We start from the raw sequence: 19,168 nt of genomic DNA, 5'->3' as shown, positions 1-19,168 counted from the left end.
TCATTATATGAATATAACAATTACTCAGCAAGCTAAAGACAAATTAAATGAAATACCGGATGATAAGATGATCCAGCTTTCTTTTGACCGAGGCAGCTGTGATATTGTGAATACGCTGTATGAAATAAAGGTCATTAATAAAAGAGAAACAGAAACGTATGAAAAAGTGATTACAACAGAAAAGCTGGATTTTATCGTTGATGATGACTTTGAAGATACATACGACAACGAGCTGACTATCGATTACGCGAACAATTTTTTTGTCTTTAAAAATAAGAATCAGACATTTAATAACAGGATTGGACTCCGATATGTTTAGGGAAGGGCAAAACCATGCCTTTCTCTTTTTTTTTATTGTTTATAAGCATCTTCTCAATTTGCCCAATAAACTAAGAATAAAGGGTCAAATGCAGGAAAAGGGCACTTTAATCCCGGCTTTCGTGTTCAAAATGCAGGCTGCTGAGTAAAAAAGCATTTCCGGCTCGTTGGTTTGAAACGGAGTAGGATGCTTAAAGCGCAGTCGATTAGATAAAGTGGCCCAAGGCAGCTAGTAACTGACAATTTTCATAACGATTTTCCATTGCAAATTGGAGTTTACGAGTTGGAGGCAATTTTCGCGAATTGAATATTGATTCAGGAGAGTTAATGCTGGTTTTTCTCAAATAGAAAGGATATTTTTGCGAGATGGGCAGTTCGGGACCGAATATAAAGCTCAAAATGTAGCAGCCCCAAAAAAACAAATTGTACAGAAAAATATATTGCAAACGCTATCAAGATAAAGTATGATTTCAATCAAAGGGATCCGAAACGTTTTGGAGGAAAGTACTTTGACGACAATTAAGGACATTGCGAAGGCCGCAGGTGTATCAGTTACGACTGTTTCAAGAGCATTGAACGGCTATTCGGATGTGAATGAAAAGACGAGACAAAAGATTTCCAGAATTGCAAAAGAATTAAACTACAGTCCTAACACGCTTGCCCGGGGATTGGTCATGAAGAAGTCAAGAACAATCGGAATGCTCGTTTCAGGAATGGACCGTGTCAGTCCAAAGGATAATTTCACCTTTGAAGTGCTTTCGGGAGTTAATGAATGCATTTCTGAGCGGGATTACGACCTTGTGCTCTTCAGTACAACGACAACAAAACAGCGAGAAAAAACCTATTCCCAACTATGCAGAGAACGGCGAGTGGACGGAGTAATTCTGCAAGGAATGAAAATCGATGATCCATATTTAAAAGAGGTTGTTGAGAGTGATATTCCTTGTATGCTCATTGATATTCCCATTGAATCAAACAGTGTTGGCTATGTGACAACAGATAATGTACTCGGAGCAAAGCGTGCTGTTCAGCATTTAATTGACTTGGGTCATACAAAAATCGCTTTAATTAATGGACATGATCAGGCCTACGTGAGCAAACAAAGGCTGAAAGGCTATTTAGATGCATTAATGGAAGCTAAGCTTGAAGTGAAAGAAGACTGGATCATCAGCGGGGATTTTTCTGAGGAGAAAGCAGAATTGGTCACAGAAAAGCTGCTTAAAGAACACCCTGAAATAACGGCAGTATTTTGTGCAAGTGATTTAATGGCGCTTGGTGCCATGAAAAGTGCGAAAGCAGCAGGCATTCATGTTCCAGAAGGGCTTTCTGTCATTGGTTATGACAACATTCTGCTTGCTGCCTACTCAAATCCTGCATTAACGACGATTGCCCAGAATAAATTTGAACTTGGCTATCAGGCTGCAAATTCTCTAATTGATATGCTTGAAGAGAAAAGCGGATCGAATGTCATAATCCTTAAAACAGACTTGATCATTAGAGAATCAACAACAGAAAACCACAGATTGTAAGTGGTTTTATTATGAAATCCGAAACGTTTCGGGAGTATTGATGAAAATCTATATTTTTTTACATGAAATCCGAAACGTTTCGGGAAAGAGGTGGACAAAGATGGATTACCGTGTGATAAAAGAAAACGACTTATTTTTACTGACAGATACGAACGGAAATATACCGGAAAATCATCCTTACGGCTTAGGACTTTATACAAAAGACACGAGATTTTTAAGCAAACTAGATCTGAAAATCAATGGTGAAGACCCTATCTTGCTCTCATCTGACGCTGATCAAAACTATAAAGCTGACATTCTCTTAACAAATCCCCATATGGAGGAGGACGGGGAACTGATTTTATGGCGAGAATCTGTTGAGATTGAACGTACACGATTCATTTATGATGATGTCCTTTATGAAGAGATAAAAGTTAAAAACTATTTTCCAAAGCCTGTGAATTTTGAAATCAGTATCCATGCTGATGCGGATTTTCTTGATATGTTTGTTGTCCGAGGGTTTCAAAATGGAGATCTTGGCAGCAGAACAGGCCAAACAACTGAAGGAAATACACTTTCCTTTCACTACGCGGGAGCAGACAATGTAGAACGCAGCACATTGATTACTTGGGACAAAGAAGCAAAAAAAGTGGATGAAAAGGGAAAAATCGATTTTGAGTTTGAATTAGCTCATTCTGAGACAGACAGAGTCACACTTGCGATTCGGCCGCAGATTGGTGAACCACAAGTGAACACTGCTGTGAAAAAAGATGAAGCTATGCGGAAACTTGAAGTGTCTTACGAGAATTGGAGTAAACAATCAGCAAGTGTTAAAACAGATTTTGCGCCCCTTCAGCGGCTGGTTGACCGCGGATTGAATGATATGAGGGTGTTGCTGACAGATGTAGGATTTGGTCCATTTCCAGTTGCAGGCCTTCCCTGGTTTGGTGTTCCATTTGGCCGTGACAGCTTAATTGCCGCTTTGCAGATCCTGCCATTTCAATCAGGAATCGCAAAAGGAACACTTCTCACGATGGCGCATTATCAAGGTCAGAATGTGGATCCTTGGAGAGATGAGCAGCCGGGTAAAATCATGCATGAAATCCGGTTTGGCGAACTTGCAGCTACAGGCCAAATTCCGTTTACACCTTATTACGGAACGGTAGATGCCACACCCCTGTTTTTGATCCTGCTCTCTGAGTATGTGAAGTGGACTGGTGACATTGAACTTGCACAGAAACTTGAAAAAACAATTGAAAACGCTTTGATGTGGATTGATGAATACGGGGACCGTGATGAAGATCTTTTCGTTGAATATCATCAGGAATCAAGTAAAGGGATCGCCAACCAGGGCTGGAAAGATTCAGGCGACTCTGTTGTTCACAGAAACGGAGAATACGCAAAAACGCCTATAGCCCTTGCAGAGGTGCAAGGATATGTCTATCAGGCCAAAATGGGAATCGCCGATATCTATGAATCGATTAATCAAACAGAACGTGCAGAACAGCTTCGCAGACAGGCAGTCTCACTGAAGGAAAGATTTGATGAAGAATTCTGGATGGAAGATATTCAGTTCTATGCCATCGCACTAGATGAAAAGAAAGAACAGGTTGGAACGATTACTTCAAATCCAGGACACGTTTTATTTTCTGGAATGCTGAATGAGGACAGAGCGAAAGCAGTGACCGAAATGCTCGTTTCGCAAAAGATGTTCTCTGGATACGGAATCCGGACTATGGCCGAAGGCGAAGCAGGGTACAATCCGATTAGCTACCATGATGGCAGCATCTGGCCGCATGATAACAGCATCTCACTCCTTGGAATGAGCAAAACTGGTTATCAGCAAGAAGCAATCAAAGTCATAAGCGGGCTTATTGACGCTGCAGCGCATTTTGAATATGACCGGCTGCCGGAACTTTTCTGCGGATACGACAGCCAGGCCGGCAAAGCAGTGAAATACCCTGTAGCCTGTTCGCCTCAAGCATGGGCAGCCGGTACACCGCTTGTCTTTATCCAGTCAATGCTGGGATTATTTCCAGACAGCTTAAAGAAGGAAATCAGACTTTTACCGGTTTTACTTGATAGCATGAATGTTCTGGAAGTTCAAAATATCTCTATTGGAGAAGGGAAATTATCTATTCGAGTTACGCGCAGCGGAGAGGCATTTACAGTGGAAGTTCTCAAAAACACGACTGGCTATAGTCTAAAATCATCCGAAACACTTGTTCAAAAATAAGCAGGTTTACTTCAATTTTTAGGAAGGAAGCTTCCTTTAGATTATAAAAAAAGCAATGGAAGGAGAATTTGCAATGAAATCAAGGAAATGGTTAGCGGGGTTTGGAGTTGCTTCAATGTTATTTGCAGTGGCTTTGGCAGGATGCAGTTCAGATGAAACTTCAAAAGATGGCGCAGACGGAGAGAAAGTGGAAGTGACACTGGCTGGATGGGGTGGAAATCCAACTGAAGAAAAGCTGTTAAAGCAGACGATTGAAGACTTTGAAGCGAAGTATCCGAAAATTGATGTCAAGCTTGAGGTTATTACAGAACAATATATGGATGTTATTAAAACGCGTTTGATCGGGGGAGAAGGACCAGATGTTTTTTATCTGGATGCATTTGAAGCTCCTGGTCTGATTGAAACTGGCGTTATTGAACCTTTAGATGAGTATATAACAGAAGGTTTTGATGTTGAAGACTTTGAGAAGCCATTATTGGAAGCGTTTGTTTCTGAGGATAAAACGTACGGTTTTCCAAAAGACTATTCAACTTTAGCGCTTTTTTACAACAAAAAAATGCTTGCCGATGCTGGCGTAGAGGTTCCTAAAACATGGGAAGAGTTCCGCGAGGCTTCTAAGAAACTAACGAAAGACGGGCAATACGGATTTGGCGTTGCGCCTGAGCTTGCACGTCAATTCTGGGTGGCAGAATCACTTGGCGGCGATGTAGTAAAAGAGGATAAAGCAAATTTTGCATCAGATGAAGTAGTAGAAGCATTAAAACCAGTAATTGATATGCATAACGTCGATAAATCTGCAGTAGAGGCTAAAGAAGTAGGCGCGACATGGGGTGGAGAGATTTTCGGACAGCAAAAAGCAGCTATGGTAATTGAAGGAAACTGGGCAATCCCATTTTTAGCAGATACTTTCCCTGATGTTGAGTACGGAACAGCTGAACTGCCGGCGATCAATGGTGAGAAATCAACGATGGCTTACAGTGTTGCATATGTCATGAATGCTGCTTCTGAAAAGAAGGAAGCTTCATGGGAATTGCTTTCATACCTGACTGGAAAAGAAGGCATGGAGACATGGACAAGCAAAGGATATGCTTTGCCGACGCGTAAATCAGTTGCAGAAAAGCTTGGCTATGACAAAGACGAACTGCGCGGTCCGCTTGTAGCAGGTGCTTCCTATGCAACTGTATGGTCAGAAGGCTCAAACCTTCCGATTATCGTAAATAACTTCAACAACCAATTTATGAGTGCCTTCCTTGGCGACCGTCCGCTTGAAGAAGCATTAAAAGAAGCGGAAAAACAGGCAAACAGCGAAATTGATTCAAAATAAAAAATGATTTAGAAAAGGGAAATGAATGTTTCCCTTTTCTTCTTTAATATCTGCACTGGTTCTTTCTGACGAAGTCATTTTTACTTCGTCAGAAAGAGTTCGTGCAGGATTTACTTAAAGTGGGGGGCTTGGATAGCAAAATGAAAAAACTATTTTCCAAACGAACATTAAGAGAGGCTGGACAAGGCTACTTTTTCATGTCGCCTGCATTGTTTGTCTTACTATTATTTATTATCGGTCCCATTTTTTATATTGTCTTTCTTTCGTTCCATAAAGTGCAGCTGCTTGGAACGGCAAGCTACGATTTTGTAGCTTTTGATAACTTTACGAGAATACTCGATGACACCCGGGCGCAGACCGCTTTGTGGAACACTTTTAAATATGTAGTGATTGTTGTTCCGTGTCAGACGATTCTCGCGTTAATTCTTGCTGCAACATTAAATGCAGGCTTAAAGGGTCAAACGTTTTTTAGAATTGTATACTTTCTGCCTACCCTGACATCATCTGCTGTATTAACCTTGATCTTTATGTGGATGTACAACAAAAATGGACTAATCAATAATGTATTGGACACTCTCGGCTTGCCGACGTATAACTTCCTTGGGGACCCGAACATCGCGCTCAATGCGATTATGATTATGAACATTTGGTCGACCGCACCATTTTTCATGGTTATCTATTTAGCTGCACTTCAGGATATTCCGGACTCTCTTTACGAAGCAGCTGAGCTTGACGGTGCTAATACAGTTCAGAAATTCATGAAAATAACTGTACCGCAATTGCGCCCGGTAACATCATTTGTTGCCATTATGGGCTTAATCGGAACGTTCCAGCTATTTGATCAATCCTACATTTTCTCAGCTGGATCAGGGGGACCGGATAATTCAACTTTAACCGTTGTTCTTTTAGTCTATCAGTATGCGTTTAAAAATCTCGGAACGATGGGATACGCAGCGGCCCTTGTCCTGCTGCTTGCGATTGTTATTCTTGTGGCGACATTGCTGCAGCGGAAATTTTCAAAAGAAGAGTCACTCTACTAAAAGGAGGATGGAAAGATGAAAAAAAAATTTGGAATTGGAAAAACGATTGTATATGCGATTCTAGTACTCTATGCCGTTACAACTCTTGTGCCGTTTTTATGGGCTCTTTCCTCTTCGTTTAAAACGCTGCAGGAAATTGTCAGCGGAACACTAAGCTTTATTCCGAAAAACTTTACGTTTGATAACTATAGGCAAATTTTCATAGAGCAGGAACTTTTCCCAAGATGGATGTTTAATAGTGTTTTAATCGCCGTTATTGGAACGATATTAAATCTTTTGTTCAATTCTATGGCCGGGTACGCTCTTGCAAGACTCAGCTTTCCCGGTAAAAAGGCACTGTTTATTACGATTCTTGCTGTACTGATGATTCCAGCTCAAGTCACAATGATTCCAAACTACTTAATTTTAAAAGAGTTTGGATGGCTGAATTCGTATCAGGGAATGATTGTTCCAGCCATGATTAATGCGACTTTCATTTTCATGATGCGCCAGTTCTTTATCAACTTTCCTAAGGAGCTGGAAGAAGCAGCTGAAATGGATGGTCTCAGCAGGCTTGGCACATTCTTTAAAATTGTTCTTCCGCTTGCAAGGCCAGCTCTTGCTGCACAGGCAATCTTTGTATTTATGGGCTTCTGGAACGATTTCATGAGACCGCTGATTGTCATGACGGATATTGAAATGTTCACCCTGCCGCTTGGACTGAATACGTTCAAAGGACAGTTTGTCAGCTACTGGAACTATATTATGGCAGCTTCCATGGTGTTTACATTGCCTGTCCTGCTGATTTATGCATTCTTCAATCGTTATTTTATAAAGGGGATTTCCTTTACTGGGGGGAAATAAAAAGAAAGCTGGTGCGGATGCATCAGCTTCTTTTTATTTAGGAAAGTATATCAATTTCCGCACTATTAGGTCGGAGGCGCTTGCGCTTTTCTAATTTCACAATGTGTTTTGAACTGCTGCAAAAGGGAAAGTGCCAGTTTCTCAGTCAGCTTGCTCGATAGCTTGCCCATGATTTTTGCAAGCTTCGATAAATAGATGATCTCATAGGTTTGAGTGACCTGAGTGTCGCCCTGTACATCTTCAAGGTGATAGGTAATCACCATTTTAAATGCTTTGCTTTCAAGCGAATATGAATATGTTTCCGGTTCGGCAATCACACCATTTTTTCCGTGAAAAGAAGTTCGCATCGCACCTTCTTTTTGTACTTGAATAAATGATGCTCCTTCAATCTTCTCTGCTCTGGGCTGTTCATATTGGATCTTTTCTATTTCTTTTGTCCATGTCTTGCGAGCGGCCGGTGAGGAAAGCTGTTCAAAAACAAATTCAATAGGTGCGTGAATAACGACTTTATGCTTCAAGATAGATAATCCTCCCATTTCTTTGATTGAAGAGCTTCCTTCAATTTCATAAGTGCTGATGTTTCAATGGTTTTTATTTCTTCAATTAATCCTGCCAGATGCATAAACAGCTCCTTGCGTTCAGTCTCAGAAAACTGCAGCTGCTTTTTGACCAAGCAGATCAGCGTTCATTTGTTTATACTCTTCCAAGTTGAAATCTTGACTATCAGCAAAACTCTCAAGTGAATCTGGAGTCTCTAAGCCTTATCTTTCACAAATAGAGAATATCCAAACAAACAAATCTCCGCAGAAAAGCTTTATCAGCTTGCCATCGCGCTTGAAGTAACAATGGGACAGCTAAAGGGGAAAGACGGGCAGGACGAAATTGAAAGGCTTTGTGATGAGGTGGCATCAGAGCTCTTGCTGCCGACAGCTGAATTTAAGCGTCAGATGGAGAAGCATGGCGAGAAACTTGCTTCTTTTAAGCCGCTCTCAAAATACTTTCGCGCTTCATTAGAAGCTGTTGCAGTCAAATTTGCAGGCTGTGCGCAAGATCAGAACCGGGCTATTTTAATGGTGACCGATTTCCATTCAGCAGGACGGAGAGACTTGGCTATTTCAGGTGTGATTCCTCTTTCACATTGGAACATCTTCGTGCCGAAGGGACTTTCAATCGGAAAAGAGCGGCACCTGGCGGATTCTTTTTATAAAAATGCTCCTTTCAAGCAAACGATGCAATTGAGTCTTGGTCATTTACAGGGAGAATATCTTGTGGAAACCTATCCGTCTAAATTTCAGCAGAGCGGGAAGCTGTATAACAAAGGATATATCCTGCTTTCCAAATAAAAAAGCTGATCTTCATACAGATCAGCTTTTTTGTCATTTAATCTACTCTATATTTTAAGTAACTGTAGTTCTCTGTCGGCTTCACTTCTACCGTTTTTCCATCTGCATCTTTAAGGATTTCAAACTCCTGATATGTTTCTACCCAATATCCATCTTTCTCTTCTGATGCGATTTTCTTATCCTCGTACACTGTAAAAAGCGGCTGCTCCTTTGCCGCAGTCTCTGCTTCTTCTTCAGCAGCCATAGGAAAAGATCCTGTTTCGGTATTTTTTGCCTGAAAGGAATCTAAATAGGCCATCGTTCCAATCAGGAGAACGAGAAAAAAGAGAGTGAAGATTTGTGAACTTGTTTTAGACAGCAACACCAGCCGCTCCTTTCAAAAACATCTTAATTCATATGTACGCTCGTCTCACAGGAATATGTCCATTCTTAAAGGAGAATAATAAGGATAAAAAAGGAAGGTGATTATTATAGCACGACTGATTCTGCTTGCTGTACTGCTCAGTCTTTGTATCCCGCTGGAACAAACTGCTGCAGCAAAAGCACCTGAACTTAAGCTGTCGGATATCAATCAGAAAGAACATGAAATAAAACCGCCCTACGATCAGCCTATCATCCTGAATTTCTGGGCATCCTGGTGCGGCCCCTGCAAAATGGAAGCACCTGATTTAGTGAAGCTTGCTGAGAAATATAAAGGTCAGGTGAAAATTTATGCGGTCAATATGACCAATCAGGATTCAGAAGAAGGAGCGTATATGTTCGCTAAAGACTATAGATTTTCATTTCCTGTTTTGCTTGATAAGACAGGGGAAGCTTCAACCATGTTTAGAGTGGCAGCGGTGCCTACCACTTTTTTTGTAGATGAGAATGGTGAAATTGTGAGTGTACTTACCGGGTATGGAGGGACGGAGCTGCTTGAGAAACGGGTTAGGGCATTAATAGCTCATTAATACGAAGGGACCGATCGTAACTGACCGGTCCTCCATTTTTAATTAAGCCCCAGCAATAGAACTAATCCGTACCCCGCAGCAGACAGCAGCACAGACCCTGTCAAACCGGCAATCAGCGGCTTAGAGCCAAGCTTTTTAAAAGTCTTTAAGTTTACGTTTAATCCAAGTCCAGCCATGGCCATTCCAATTAATAGATAGGAAAAAGAGACAAGGAAAGAGGCCGTTTCCTCTGAAGCAATTCCAGCTGTATTCAACCCGCTCATGAAAAGGAATCCTAGAATAAACCAAGGAATAGGCAGGGAAGAAGGAGCGCCTTCTGCCTTTTTTTCTCTAAAAAGGATTCCGACTATCAGAGCAGCGGGTACAAGCAGGGCGACACGGGTTAATTTTACGATAATGGCTAAATCTTCTGATTCGGTTCCTCCAATCGATGCCGCAGCTACGACATGTGCAACTTCATGCAGCGTTCCCCCGGAAAAAGCACCGAAACCATAGGGGGTTAGATTTATAAAAGAATATAAAAAGGTGTACAGCAGGGTAAAGGCGGTGCCTAAAATGGCAATGGTTCCTGCACTTACAGCAGTCTCCTCATCATTCGCCTTCACTAATGGGGCAATTGCCGCAACAGCTGCAGCCCCGCAAATTGCAGTTCCGCATGCGGTGAGTATACTGATTTTCTTATCCACTTTGAGAAAGCGGGAAAGAGCATATACCAGGGGCATGGTAAAGAGGATTACGATTAAGGAAAGGATAAACACGTTAAATCCAGCTTGATAAAGTACTGTCAGATTTAATCTCATTCCGAGAAAAATGATGCCGAGGCGCAATAGCTTTTTGCTTGAAAAAGAGGCTCCTGTAAGCACTGGTTCACTTATTCCGGCAGAAGCTCTCCACAACATTCCCAGAATCATGGCGATGATAAGGGGTCCTATAACGGAAAATAAGGAGAAACTTGCTAGATAAGAAGCAATAGCTGCAAATATGAATGTCAGCAAAATCCCTTGCATAAAAGGCAACCGCTGATGTTTTAGCTTTGTTTGACTGTTCAACATGATGTACACTTCCTAAGCAATTTGTTCTTAAGATAACTTTATCAACTCCATAACTATTAGTAAAATAAATATAAATTATAATATTTATTAGCATTATTAATAATAGGATTCTTCAAAAGAAAAACCCCTGATTATAATCAGAGGGGTTCCGTTTACGGAAGGAAAAAAGTAAATAGCACTAAAAATAGCAGGCTCATTCGCATATGAATTAGACCTGTTATTTTTGTTGATATTACAAGGTTTTCAACCGTTTATGAACAGAAATAGTTACCTATTTAGCAACAGGACAATAACTATTGTACATCATAAAATTAGTGTGCTAATTGGCTTGCGAATTCCCACTTTCTTTTATTGCCTGATGACTACTGACAGACAACGTTTAAGTGGGATTTATCCGCCTCTTCTTATTGAATTAAAGGGCAATTTAGTTGAAGAAATAAATTTTAAAGTAACATAGTTTTAGTTATGGTAAAATATGTTATTAGTGCAAGCTAGAAACTATTAGGAGGTTTTTTATATGAAAGGGAAATTAGTTTTAACCCTTGGTTTTGCAGGAGTTTTAGCATTATCAATTGGTTTTGCGAAAGACTTGCAAAAAACAGAAGCATCAGCGGAAGTTTCCTCAAAACAAACAGATACATATAAACTTGTTACTAGAGAGGAACAAGACCGTAGAGAAGGTATGGTAACTGAAGGTAAAGATGTTACCACAGTTATAACAGTAGAAGAGCGAAATATGGTGGAAAATAGTTCAGCTCAACAAGGGTTTGTTCCACAAGAAAATGGGACAGGTTTCTATTTTACTAAAGAAAAATGAAAATAACACTAACGGGTCTTTTCTTTAATAAGACAACATAAATGATATTCCACAATCGGGGGCTTTAATTGAATAAGTGTCCCAAAAAAATAGAAAAAGCCTTCCGTTAGGAGGGCTTTTATGCTGTCCAATGCTCAAAAGAAGGTATCCGAAAGAATAACCCTCTCCTCCCCTGCTTGTTCAATAAAATGGCCATTTTCTAGAGTGAAAAAAGGCAATTAGGTGGTTCATCTCGAAGTGGTATGTTATTCCATTAAAGGGCAGTATTGTGAAGGATTCAATTTTCTATCTTCCTTAGTTAAAGGACCAGGTTCTTGAGGAACGTTTTTAATGAAAATGGATTTTTTAAAAAATACATCGTGGAAATGTGAAGGTTTTCATTTAAACTAACGGGCAGGTTAGTTTCACGAAATATATGGAATTAACCAACATATGGTGGATTTATGTGAGTTACTATCAGAACAAAATTTTGATGTCATTTGTCCAAATTTATTAGAACAAGAAATACCCTTTGATTATTCTCAAGAGGTAAAGGCTTACCATAATTTTATGGATAATATAGGTTTCACAAACGGATTACATAAAGTAAAAAATATATTATTAGATATTCAAGATGAGTATTCAAAAATATTTATCATTGGATTTAGTGTAGGGGCAACGGTTGCTTGGTTGTGTAGTGAGGAAGAATATGTTGATGGTATCGTTGGATACTATGGTTCACGTATTAGGGACTATGTAAATATATATTCAAAATGTCCGGTGTTGTTATTTTTTCCGAAAGTGGAAGAATCATTTAATGTTGATGAATTAGTTTCAACTTTAGATAAACCAAAAATAGATGTACATATATGTAAGGGTGAACACGGATTTAGTAATCCATACTCTTCTAAATATAATGAAGAATTAGCTCAAAATACATTTAGAGAAACATTGCACTTCTTCAAAAATAACTGAATTTTTTCTTCCGCAAACGGGCCAGATTGCGGAAGATCGTTTCAAAGACCTTATTGAAGAAAAGCCACCTTAGTTCAAGGAGGAAGTAATGATCGATAAATAGTAAAAAACAGTTAGCTTAATGGATGGGCCAGCTGTTTTTTGTGTCTAATTGATAGAGCGAAAACTGTGATTTAGTGATCGTATGGAGTCTTCTAATACAAATGTCGTAGTTTATCGGGATTAGCAACCGAGTAGATCGTCTGAATTCGATTGCCGTTAAAAGCAAAGGAGAACACATATTGTAAGTGATCATCGATTGTTAAAATTAGTCCTGGTAGACCGTTGACAGATGTATATTTGATGGTGAACTTGCCTGCATACATTTTCATGAGGCTTTGGAGCAGTTGAACCACTCTGGTAGCACCGAAAATAGGTACTTGTGCGGCTTTTACTTTGCCGCCTCCATCCGAGTACATTGCGACATCTTCGCTGACAAGGTCCAATAATTGATTTACGTTTCCATTTAAGATAGACTGTACAAACTCTTTTACTGCAGATTCCGCCATTGAAATCGAAGGCTGTTTCTTAGGGTCATATTCCATGCTTTTTTTCGTACGGTGAAAAATTTGCCGACAGTTAGCATTGCTTTTTCCGAGAATTTCAGCTATTTCATCATAAGAGTATTGGAAGACTTCACGAAGCAAAAAGACGGCTCGTTCTATCGCATTTAGTTGTTGTAATAAAAGCAAATATGCGGTGGAGATGGATTCTTGTTGAAAAAAGACTTGTGAAGGATCGTTAGGTGAATTCTCTATTTCAAGCAATGGTTCCGGAAGCCACGGTCCGACATATACCTCACGTTTTTTTGCGGATGACCGTATCAAATCCAGACAGCGATTAGTGACTATCTTACATAGATACGCTTTTTTGTTTTCAATATGTTCGTAGTTGGGAAGTTGATGAAAGGTTATAAACGCTTCTTGGACAATGTCCTCTGAATCCATCACGCTCCCTAACATACGATAGGCTAAGGAAAAAAGCAGAGGTTGATAGGTTTGATAAAGTCTTTCCATACTCATAATTTGATCACCTCTCTAGTATTTAGTAGTTGTGAAACGACTCGTTTAGCGCTAGCTACGGATGTATCAACGAGTAGCTCCCCATGTGAGACCCAGTCACCAGCAACATATAGTCCATCAATTTCAGGAACAGCAGGGCCTGGATTCTCCATTCTTTTCCTATGAGGAAAATCGTGGACAACCGTCATTTTCGGCAGGAACTGTCTTATAACTAATTCTTTCCGCCAGCCGGGTTGAACCACATCTAATACTTGCTCCAACTCACTCTCATCCTTCGCTGCATCTGTTTGTGGACCCTGATATTTAAAAAGCGATATCACTTGTGTTCCATCATCACTTAAGATAGCGGGTCTTGGTTTTCCCTCCCGTGATTGGTGCGTAAAGAAAATTGGTTGATCCAATCCATAGATAAATTGGTGCTTTGGATTAGGCAATTGGCGCAAACCAACATCTAGACAAGCAACTGTAACAGGAATAGCTTGCTTGTTCCACGTGTCGAGTGCTGTTTGATCCGCATGGGGAACTAGTTTGTGAGAAATGGAAGGTGGTGTAGTTAGTATAACATTCGATGCTTCAATTTTAGTGCCACCCTCACATAAAATCGAGTGTACTTTTTGATCTTGATGTTCGACTGCAACCACTTTACAACCGGTGATCAGCTCCACTCCTTGTTGGACAGCAAGTTCACGCAGTTCTTCTACGACTGTCCCCCAGCCTTTATCAAGATACAAAACTCCTTTTAATGAACGCTGCAACTGCTTTAAGGCAGGACCAGCAGCGTGTAATTCAGGTGCAAACACATAAGTGGTTGTTCGGAGCAGTGCATAGAACACGTTGCGCAGCATTGGATTATGCAATTGAGTTTCAATCCAATCGCGGATACTGATCTGGTTCCAAACGCTTGTGTCCATTTTTCCTAATTTAATGAACCATTTTGCCAATTCGAGCTTTCCTTCCCAACTTAGGAGCGGCGTTTGAAAGAAGGAAGATATGTTCGTTGGTATGGGCAACATTTGTTCTTTCCACATCCCGTAAGCATCAATAGACGGTGTGCTTCCCTCAAGTCGTAATCCGAGTTCGCGGAATGCTTCGTACGCTTCCCCTTTATAAAGTGCATGCCCACCCAAATTAAAATATACACCCTGCTTTTTGTTGGTGATGGCCCTGCCTCCCAACCGCTTTTGTTGTTCCAGTACAATGGTTCGTTTCCCTGCTTTTGCTGCATAGATCGCAGCCGTTAAACCCGCAATTCCCCCGCCTACAATAGCCACTTCATATTTTGTCATCGTCATCATCCTTTTCGATTATTTACTAATATAACGGATGAGTGAATGATTCTGTGACAAAATGGAGACAAAAGTTTTTTGATGGAGTGGATTGTTAGGTAATACGAACTGATTTCAAGAAGCTTATTTACGCGCCGCACCAAACGTTTGGTAAAAGAATGGATTGAGATGCATATGAAGTGAGTTTTTAATAGCTACGAAGAAAAGAGTCCCTGATTGGTTAACGAGTATTGCTCCATAATTAAAGTTATTCCATTAAAAGGCGCTATTATGGAGTAATAAAAAAGCCCAATTTCTCAATTTTAATACTGAGAAATTGGGCTTTTATTTGATGTAACAGTTAGATCTGCTTTTAAATCGTTTTGTTGTGTGCGAAACTCAAGCAATTTTAATCATCGTTTATAAATATGAGCGCTTAGCTGGCCATGAACCTTGTAGTTTGCGAAGTTGTACAATTTGTCCTGTATGATAAGCATCGTGCAAAAGGAGATTTAGGTATTGTTGCCAAACTGGCAGAGAAGGACTAGGTTGATCCAATTCTGCTTCTTGAAGGGATGTTAATGAAGATTGTAAGGCATCATGTACGTGAAGCGTTCGCTTCACTGTTTCTTGCCAAGCATCTTCATCATTAGCTCCACCTTGGACAAACGTGTCATCATTATTTTGTGGAACAACAAATGTGTCATCTTGATGTAAGCGGGAAAGTAAGCGCTCTTTAAAGGTTAGTAAATGGTTTACATTTTCCCAAATCGTATTAGCGGCCTTTCCTTCTGGTTGCCAACATGCTTGTGCAGCGGTAAGATTCTTTAACGCTTCTGATATCGGTGGGTACCATTCTTCTTCGTAAAAAACTTGATTGACTCCATTTTGCAAGATTTCTTTTTTACTCATTAGGATAGCCTCCTTGTTTGTAACTATCTAAATTAGGATTCATTAGTTACCATCAATTTATCAAATTTTCCGAAAAAAATACAGAGGAGTGAAAATATACATGGCCTTTATATCTGTGGAGCCTATACCTTAATCAACGATCTTCCGCAATCGGGCGCGTTTGTTGAAAAGTTATAAAAGGATCAGACATATTAGCCAGGTTAATGTTTAATGAAAATAAAGTTGTTGAATTGATAATAAAGTTATTTAAAAAATAATAAAGTTGTTTAAAAATGAAGAACATTACTTATGTCACTAACGGGGCAGGTTAGTTCAATAAGAAAAGATAATCTTAGATAGAAAAATAATTAATAGAATGCCGAAAAAGCCTATATTCATATGAATATAGGCTTTTCACAATTATGTTAATCAGTTTTTAATTTTGAATACATATTTAAATCAATAAACGTGTCTTTTGATTTCTCGGACTTTCTTAAGGTGCCTTCAAATTGAAAATGCAACTTTTCCAAAAGTCTTATTGAGTTACTATTTTCAGGCTCGACTTTTGCTTCAATCCTATTGAGATTAAGCGTATTAAATGCATAATCCAATAATGCGGGAATGGCTTCTGAAGCAAATCCGTTACCCCAGTATTCTTTACCAAGGTCATAACCGATTTCTGCTTTTAAATTCTCAAAGTCTAAGGAATTGTAGCCACAAGAACCGATAATTTGATTTGACTCTGATTGAATAATCGAATAGCGAATAGCTTTGTCTTCTTGATATAAGCCATCAAGCATTTCAATTATTTCTATTGCTTGACTTTCGTCAGTCAAACTATAGATATTCATAAACCTTGTAACTTCAGAATCAGACCAGATTTTAAATAAGCTAGAGGAGTCGGATACCTCCATTTTTTTCAATACTAATCGTTCAGTTCGTAATTCGGTAATCAATATTTTTACCTCCATTTTGTTTTGAAATTTCTTGTTTCAACATTTGGGGTTTAGATATTGATATCTGTGCATAGTTCAGTCCCTTCACGCTTTAAGATAGCGTTATTATATACAATTAAGAAAATATTACAAGTCAGTTTGAAAATACAAACTTGATTTTTGTCGTATTGGAGTACCTGAATAACGTGTAATTAATGCAACTTTTCTTATGACACTAACGAGACATCATTTCTGTAATAATGAACTATTTCATTTAGTAAACCCAATCATTTTGTGGAAAAATACACTTAAACAAACAGGGGCTTTAGTTCAATAAGAATTAAACAACTTTAATATGCTTTTAAGAAACAATATTCTTTTAGATAACTTCGGTTTTAAACAACTTTTAAAAGCCTTATTACATATCAAATGTAGTAAGGCTCTTATTTATTAGAGGGAAATTAAATATCTTTATTATCACTCTACAGTTAATATGTCTGATCCTTTATTTGTATTATTCACGCAAAATAAATATTAAAAAAATGCAAAAAAATGAGCAATAACATTATACATTTTCCCTTTTCTTAATGTTATAAAAAGGCAATAAGGTGGTTCATCTCGAAGTGGTATGTTATTCCATTAAAGGGCAGTATAGTTGTAGAGTGCTGTATTTATTAGGTTTCTTTTATTTTTTATAAGAGGTATTCCATTTTTTTCTTGAATCTATCTGCTCGATTGTTATACTAAGTGCAATAATCCCGAGAGTAGAGTGATGATTATGAATATTAATTTTCTTCCGAATGACTCTTTTATTGAACCAAATGGTCAAAATATTGATGAAGTTAAAAGTCTAATTAGTAAAGTTATGGATTTGGTTATAGAGAATTCTACTAATTCTGAGCAACGTCCATTTTTAGCTCAAAAAGAAAATTATAATTTTGATGAGTTTTCCATAGAAGGGACTCCTACTGAAGATATTCTTTTAAAATTACAAGAGATTTTAAGAAATTCAATGAATCCTCTAACTCCTAACTATATTGGTCACATGGACTCGATGCCAACTTTAATTTCCTGTTTGGGTGAATTTGTAACAACGGCTATTAATAACAATATGTTGAGTCTTGAAATGTCACCTGTATTCTCTCAAATGGAAGTTCAAGTGCTTCAAAAAATTGCAAAGATGTTTGGCTTTGATGAAAAGGGTGGGGGAGTAATGACTAGTGGAGGGAGTCTTGCTAACCTTCAAGCCCTTGCAGTTGCTCGGAACCATAAATTACAAGTTAAAGAGGCAGGATTAACTGGACTAATAGGTCAACCAGTTATTTTAGTATCGGAAGCGAGCCATACCTCTCTTCATAAGGCAGCAATGTTATTAGGATTAGGTACTTCTAGTGTAATCGCTGTAAAAAGTAACCATAATTCTCAGATGGATATCTCCGACTTAGAGAAAAAGATTATTAAATTGTTAGAAGACGGGAAAAAACCTTTTGCAGTTGTGGCAACGGCTGGAACAACTGTAACGGGTAGTATTGACCCCATCTTATCCATTGCAGAAACAGCAAAGAAGTATGGGCTCTGGTTACATGTAGATGCTGCTTATGGTGGGGCATTAGTATTTTCAGAGAAGTATCGTCAATTACTTTCTGGTATTGAAAGGGCAGATTCTATAACTTTTAACCCTCAAAAATGGATGTATGTTGCAAAAACATGTGCTATGGTTTTATTTAAGAATCGTGAATTGTTGGAAACGGATTTCCGAATTTCTGCTCCATATATGAATGATACAAATTTTACAAATTTAGGTGAAGTTAGTGTTCAAGGCACCCGTCATGCTGACATTTTAAAGTTATATTTGTCTCTTCAGCACATTGGATTAAAAGGTTACGACCAACTATTGAATGAAAGTTATTTATTAGTCGAGGAATTTGTAGTACAAGTTAAAAAACGCTCCTACATAGAGCTAGCAAGTGAACCTGATACAAATTTATGTTGTTTTAGAGGAAGACCAAAATATCTCGATTCGAAACAATGGGACCAATGGAACTTAGAGTTGCAACAGTATCTGCTTAATGAAGAACGTGTATTTTTTTCCTTGCCAACTTATAGAGGAGATCGTTGGTTAAGAGCAGTTCTATTAAATCCTTATACACCAATCTCAACTATACAAAAAATATTTAGTAAGATAGATGAATTTTATATAAATCACCATAGTTATAAATCTAAATCCTATTAAATAAACTGGGTGCTAAAGTTCAATTAATAGGATTTAATTTTCAACAAACGTGCGGATTCTTTAATAAGAAGTGCTTTTCTTAATAAACTAACGGGTGTGTTAGTTAAAGAAGAATTGTGAGTTGAGCAATTTTAGGACTGAGGCAATATTGTAGTTATTCCATTAAAGGGGGCGATTGCTTAACAAAGTGTCGCCTCTTGTTATTGAAGTAAAGGGCAGGATTGTTGAATAAGATATTATTAGAAAGGAAATTTTGGAGGTGCGCATGTATACATACGCGTCATTCGAAACATTAGGAGCATTCACATTATTAAGACCTATTTTTTTACACTTATTATTACAGCTTTGTTTATGTTTTTTATTATCATTTTTCCTAAATTAAGGATAAAAATGGCGAG

The 19,168-nt window shown here is 38.7% G+C and carries 18 protein-coding genes; 11 read left to right on the top strand and 7 right to left on the bottom strand.

Annotated features, from left to right (window positions below; all coding sequences use genetic code 11):
• Positions 1–7: 7 nt before the first annotated feature.
• The 6 genes from K8L98_RS22440 to K8L98_RS22415 all read left to right on the top strand — a co-directional run bounded on the left by K8L98_RS22440 (position 8) and on the right by K8L98_RS22415 (position 7,269).
• Positions 8–319 carry an iron-sulfur cluster biosynthesis family protein gene (locus K8L98_RS22440; protein ID WP_223438184.1) on the top strand — a complete coding sequence of 104 codons (312 nt, stop codon included), beginning with the start codon at positions 8–10 and terminating at the stop codon, positions 317–319.
• A 508-nt stretch (positions 320–827) separates the two neighbouring features.
• On the top strand, positions 828–1,847 hold the full coding sequence (locus tag K8L98_RS22435) for a LacI family DNA-binding transcriptional regulator (protein ID WP_223438177.1): 1,020 nt from the start codon (positions 828–830) through the stop codon (positions 1,845–1,847).
• Positions 1,848–1,947: 100 nt separating this feature from the next.
• Positions 1,948–4,062: an amylo-alpha-1,6-glucosidase gene (locus K8L98_RS22430; protein WP_223438175.1), complete on the top strand. Its 2,115-nt coding sequence runs from the start codon at positions 1,948–1,950 to the stop codon at positions 4,060–4,062.
• Between the two features lie 73 nt (positions 4,063–4,135).
• The gene (locus tag K8L98_RS22425; RefSeq protein WP_223438174.1) at positions 4,136–5,386 is read left to right on the top strand and encodes an ABC transporter substrate-binding protein; all 1,251 of its coding nucleotides are present in this window, start codon (positions 4,136–4,138) and stop codon (positions 5,384–5,386) included.
• Between the two features lie 140 nt (positions 5,387–5,526).
• Positions 5,527–6,426 carry a carbohydrate ABC transporter permease gene (locus K8L98_RS22420; RefSeq protein ID WP_223438173.1) on the top strand — a complete coding sequence of 300 codons (900 nt, stop codon included), beginning with the start codon at positions 5,527–5,529 and terminating at the stop codon, positions 6,424–6,426.
• Between the two features lie 15 nt (positions 6,427–6,441).
• The gene (locus K8L98_RS22415; protein WP_223438172.1) at positions 6,442–7,269 is read left to right on the top strand and encodes a carbohydrate ABC transporter permease; all 828 of its coding nucleotides are present in this window, start codon (positions 6,442–6,444) and stop codon (positions 7,267–7,269) included.
• Positions 7,270–7,334: 65 nt separating this feature from the next.
• On the opposite strand, the gene K8L98_RS22410 is transcribed toward K8L98_RS22415, so the two are convergent.
• Complete coding sequence (locus tag K8L98_RS22410; protein ID WP_223438171.1) at positions 7,335–7,787, bottom strand: SRPBCC family protein; 453 nt, start codon at positions 7,785–7,787, stop codon at positions 7,335–7,337.
• Between the two features lie 327 nt (positions 7,788–8,114).
• Between K8L98_RS22410 and K8L98_RS22405 the strand changes: the two genes are divergently transcribed.
• A complete protein-coding gene (locus tag K8L98_RS22405) occupies positions 8,115–8,612 on the top strand; it encodes an ImmA/IrrE family metallo-endopeptidase (RefSeq protein ID WP_223438170.1) in 498 nt (165 codons plus the stop codon).
• A 37-nt stretch (positions 8,613–8,649) separates the two neighbouring features.
• Here K8L98_RS22405 and K8L98_RS22400 read toward each other — a convergent pair whose 3' ends face one another.
• Positions 8,650–8,973, bottom strand: coding sequence for a hypothetical protein (locus K8L98_RS22400; RefSeq protein WP_223438169.1), 324 nt, complete (start codon positions 8,971–8,973; stop codon positions 8,650–8,652).
• Positions 8,974–9,073: 100 nt separating this feature from the next.
• On the opposite strand from K8L98_RS22400, the gene K8L98_RS22395 reads away from it, so the two are divergent.
• Positions 9,074–9,562: a TlpA family protein disulfide reductase gene (locus K8L98_RS22395; protein ID WP_223438168.1), complete on the top strand. Its 489-nt coding sequence runs from the start codon at positions 9,074–9,076 to the stop codon at positions 9,560–9,562.
• 38 nt (positions 9,563–9,600) lie between these two features.
• Here the strand turns inward: K8L98_RS22395 and K8L98_RS22390 are convergent, their stop codons facing one another.
• Positions 9,601–10,614 (bottom strand): YeiH family protein, encoded by a 1,014-nt coding sequence (locus tag K8L98_RS22390; RefSeq protein ID WP_223438167.1) that lies wholly within the window; start codon positions 10,612–10,614, stop codon positions 9,601–9,603.
• A gap of 517 nt (positions 10,615–11,131) precedes the next feature.
• On the opposite strand from K8L98_RS22390, the gene K8L98_RS22385 reads away from it, so the two are divergent.
• Together K8L98_RS22385 and K8L98_RS22380 are read left to right on the top strand one after the other, a co-directional pair.
• Complete coding sequence (locus tag K8L98_RS22385; protein ID WP_223438166.1) at positions 11,132–11,431, top strand: hypothetical protein; 300 nt, start codon at positions 11,132–11,134, stop codon at positions 11,429–11,431.
• Between the two features lie 411 nt (positions 11,432–11,842).
• A complete protein-coding gene (locus tag K8L98_RS22380; RefSeq protein WP_223443703.1) occupies positions 11,843–12,385 on the top strand; it encodes a dienelactone hydrolase family protein in 543 nt (180 codons plus the stop codon).
• 194 nt (positions 12,386–12,579) lie between these two features.
• On the opposite strand, the gene K8L98_RS22375 is transcribed toward K8L98_RS22380, so the two are convergent.
• The 4 genes from K8L98_RS22375 to K8L98_RS22360 form a co-directional block, all read right to left on the bottom strand.
• Positions 12,580–13,446 carry an RNA polymerase sigma-70 factor gene (locus K8L98_RS22375; protein WP_223438165.1) on the bottom strand — a complete coding sequence of 289 codons (867 nt, stop codon included), beginning with the start codon at positions 13,444–13,446 and terminating at the stop codon, positions 12,580–12,582.
• Complete coding sequence (locus K8L98_RS22370; RefSeq protein WP_223438164.1) at positions 13,443–14,732, bottom strand: protoporphyrinogen/coproporphyrinogen oxidase; 1,290 nt, start codon at positions 14,730–14,732, stop codon at positions 13,443–13,445. Before K8L98_RS22370 ends, K8L98_RS22375 begins: the two co-directional genes overlap by 4 nt.
• A 399-nt stretch (positions 14,733–15,131) precedes the next feature.
• Positions 15,132–15,623: a DinB family protein gene (locus K8L98_RS22365; protein WP_108586309.1), complete on the bottom strand. Its 492-nt coding sequence runs from the start codon at positions 15,621–15,623 to the stop codon at positions 15,132–15,134.
• Between the two features lie 404 nt (positions 15,624–16,027).
• Positions 16,028–16,558, bottom strand: coding sequence for a GNAT family N-acetyltransferase (locus K8L98_RS22360; protein WP_223438163.1), 531 nt, complete (start codon positions 16,556–16,558; stop codon positions 16,028–16,030).
• A 751-nt stretch (positions 16,559–17,309) separates the two neighbouring features.
• Here K8L98_RS22360 and K8L98_RS22355 point away from each other — a divergent pair.
• Positions 17,310–18,770, top strand: coding sequence for a pyridoxal phosphate-dependent decarboxylase family protein (locus tag K8L98_RS22355; RefSeq protein WP_223438162.1), 1,461 nt, complete (start codon positions 17,310–17,312; stop codon positions 18,768–18,770).
• Positions 18,771–19,168 lie beyond the last annotated feature (398 nt).

This window comes from Metabacillus dongyingensis (assembly GCF_019933155.2).
Taxonomy (GTDB): domain Bacteria; phylum Bacillota; class Bacilli; order Bacillales; family Bacillaceae; genus Bacillus_P; species Bacillus_P dongyingensis.
Note: the sequence above shows the minus strand (reverse complement) of the source record. Positions and strands in the feature narration are given on the sequence as shown.

Excerpts from the sequence above, each read along its gene's own strand:
- K8L98_RS22440 (WP_223438184.1), top strand. The coding sequence starts at position 8 with ATGAATATAACAATTACTCAGCAAGCTAAAGACAAATTAAATGAAATA.
- K8L98_RS22430 (WP_223438175.1), top strand. The coding sequence starts at position 1,948 with ATGGATTACCGTGTGATAAAAGAAAACGACTTATTTTTACTGACAGAT.
- K8L98_RS22425 (WP_223438174.1), top strand. The coding sequence starts at position 4,136 with ATGAAATCAAGGAAATGGTTAGCGGGGTTTGGAGTTGCTTCAATGTTA.
- K8L98_RS22420 (WP_223438173.1), top strand. The coding sequence starts at position 5,527 with ATGAAAAAACTATTTTCCAAACGAACATTAAGAGAGGCTGGACAAGGC.
- K8L98_RS22415 (WP_223438172.1), top strand. The coding sequence starts at position 6,442 with ATGAAAAAAAAATTTGGAATTGGAAAAACGATTGTATATGCGATTCTA.
- K8L98_RS22405 (WP_223438170.1), top strand. The coding sequence starts at position 8,115 with ATGGGACAGCTAAAGGGGAAAGACGGGCAGGACGAAATTGAAAGGCTT.
- K8L98_RS22390 (WP_223438167.1), bottom strand. The coding sequence starts at position 10,614 with ATGTTGAACAGTCAAACAAAGCTAAAACATCAGCGGTTGCCTTTTATG.
- K8L98_RS22385 (WP_223438166.1), top strand. The coding sequence starts at position 11,132 with ATGAAAGGGAAATTAGTTTTAACCCTTGGTTTTGCAGGAGTTTTAGCA.
- K8L98_RS22375 (WP_223438165.1), bottom strand. The coding sequence starts at position 13,446 with ATGAGTATGGAAAGACTTTATCAAACCTATCAACCTCTGCTTTTTTCC.
- K8L98_RS22370 (WP_223438164.1), bottom strand. The coding sequence starts at position 14,732 with ATGACAAAATATGAAGTGGCTATTGTAGGCGGGGGAATTGCGGGTTTA.
- K8L98_RS22365 (WP_108586309.1), bottom strand. The coding sequence starts at position 15,623 with ATGAGTAAAAAAGAAATCTTGCAAAATGGAGTCAATCAAGTTTTTTAC.
- K8L98_RS22355 (WP_223438162.1), top strand. The coding sequence starts at position 17,310 with ATGATTATGAATATTAATTTTCTTCCGAATGACTCTTTTATTGAACCA.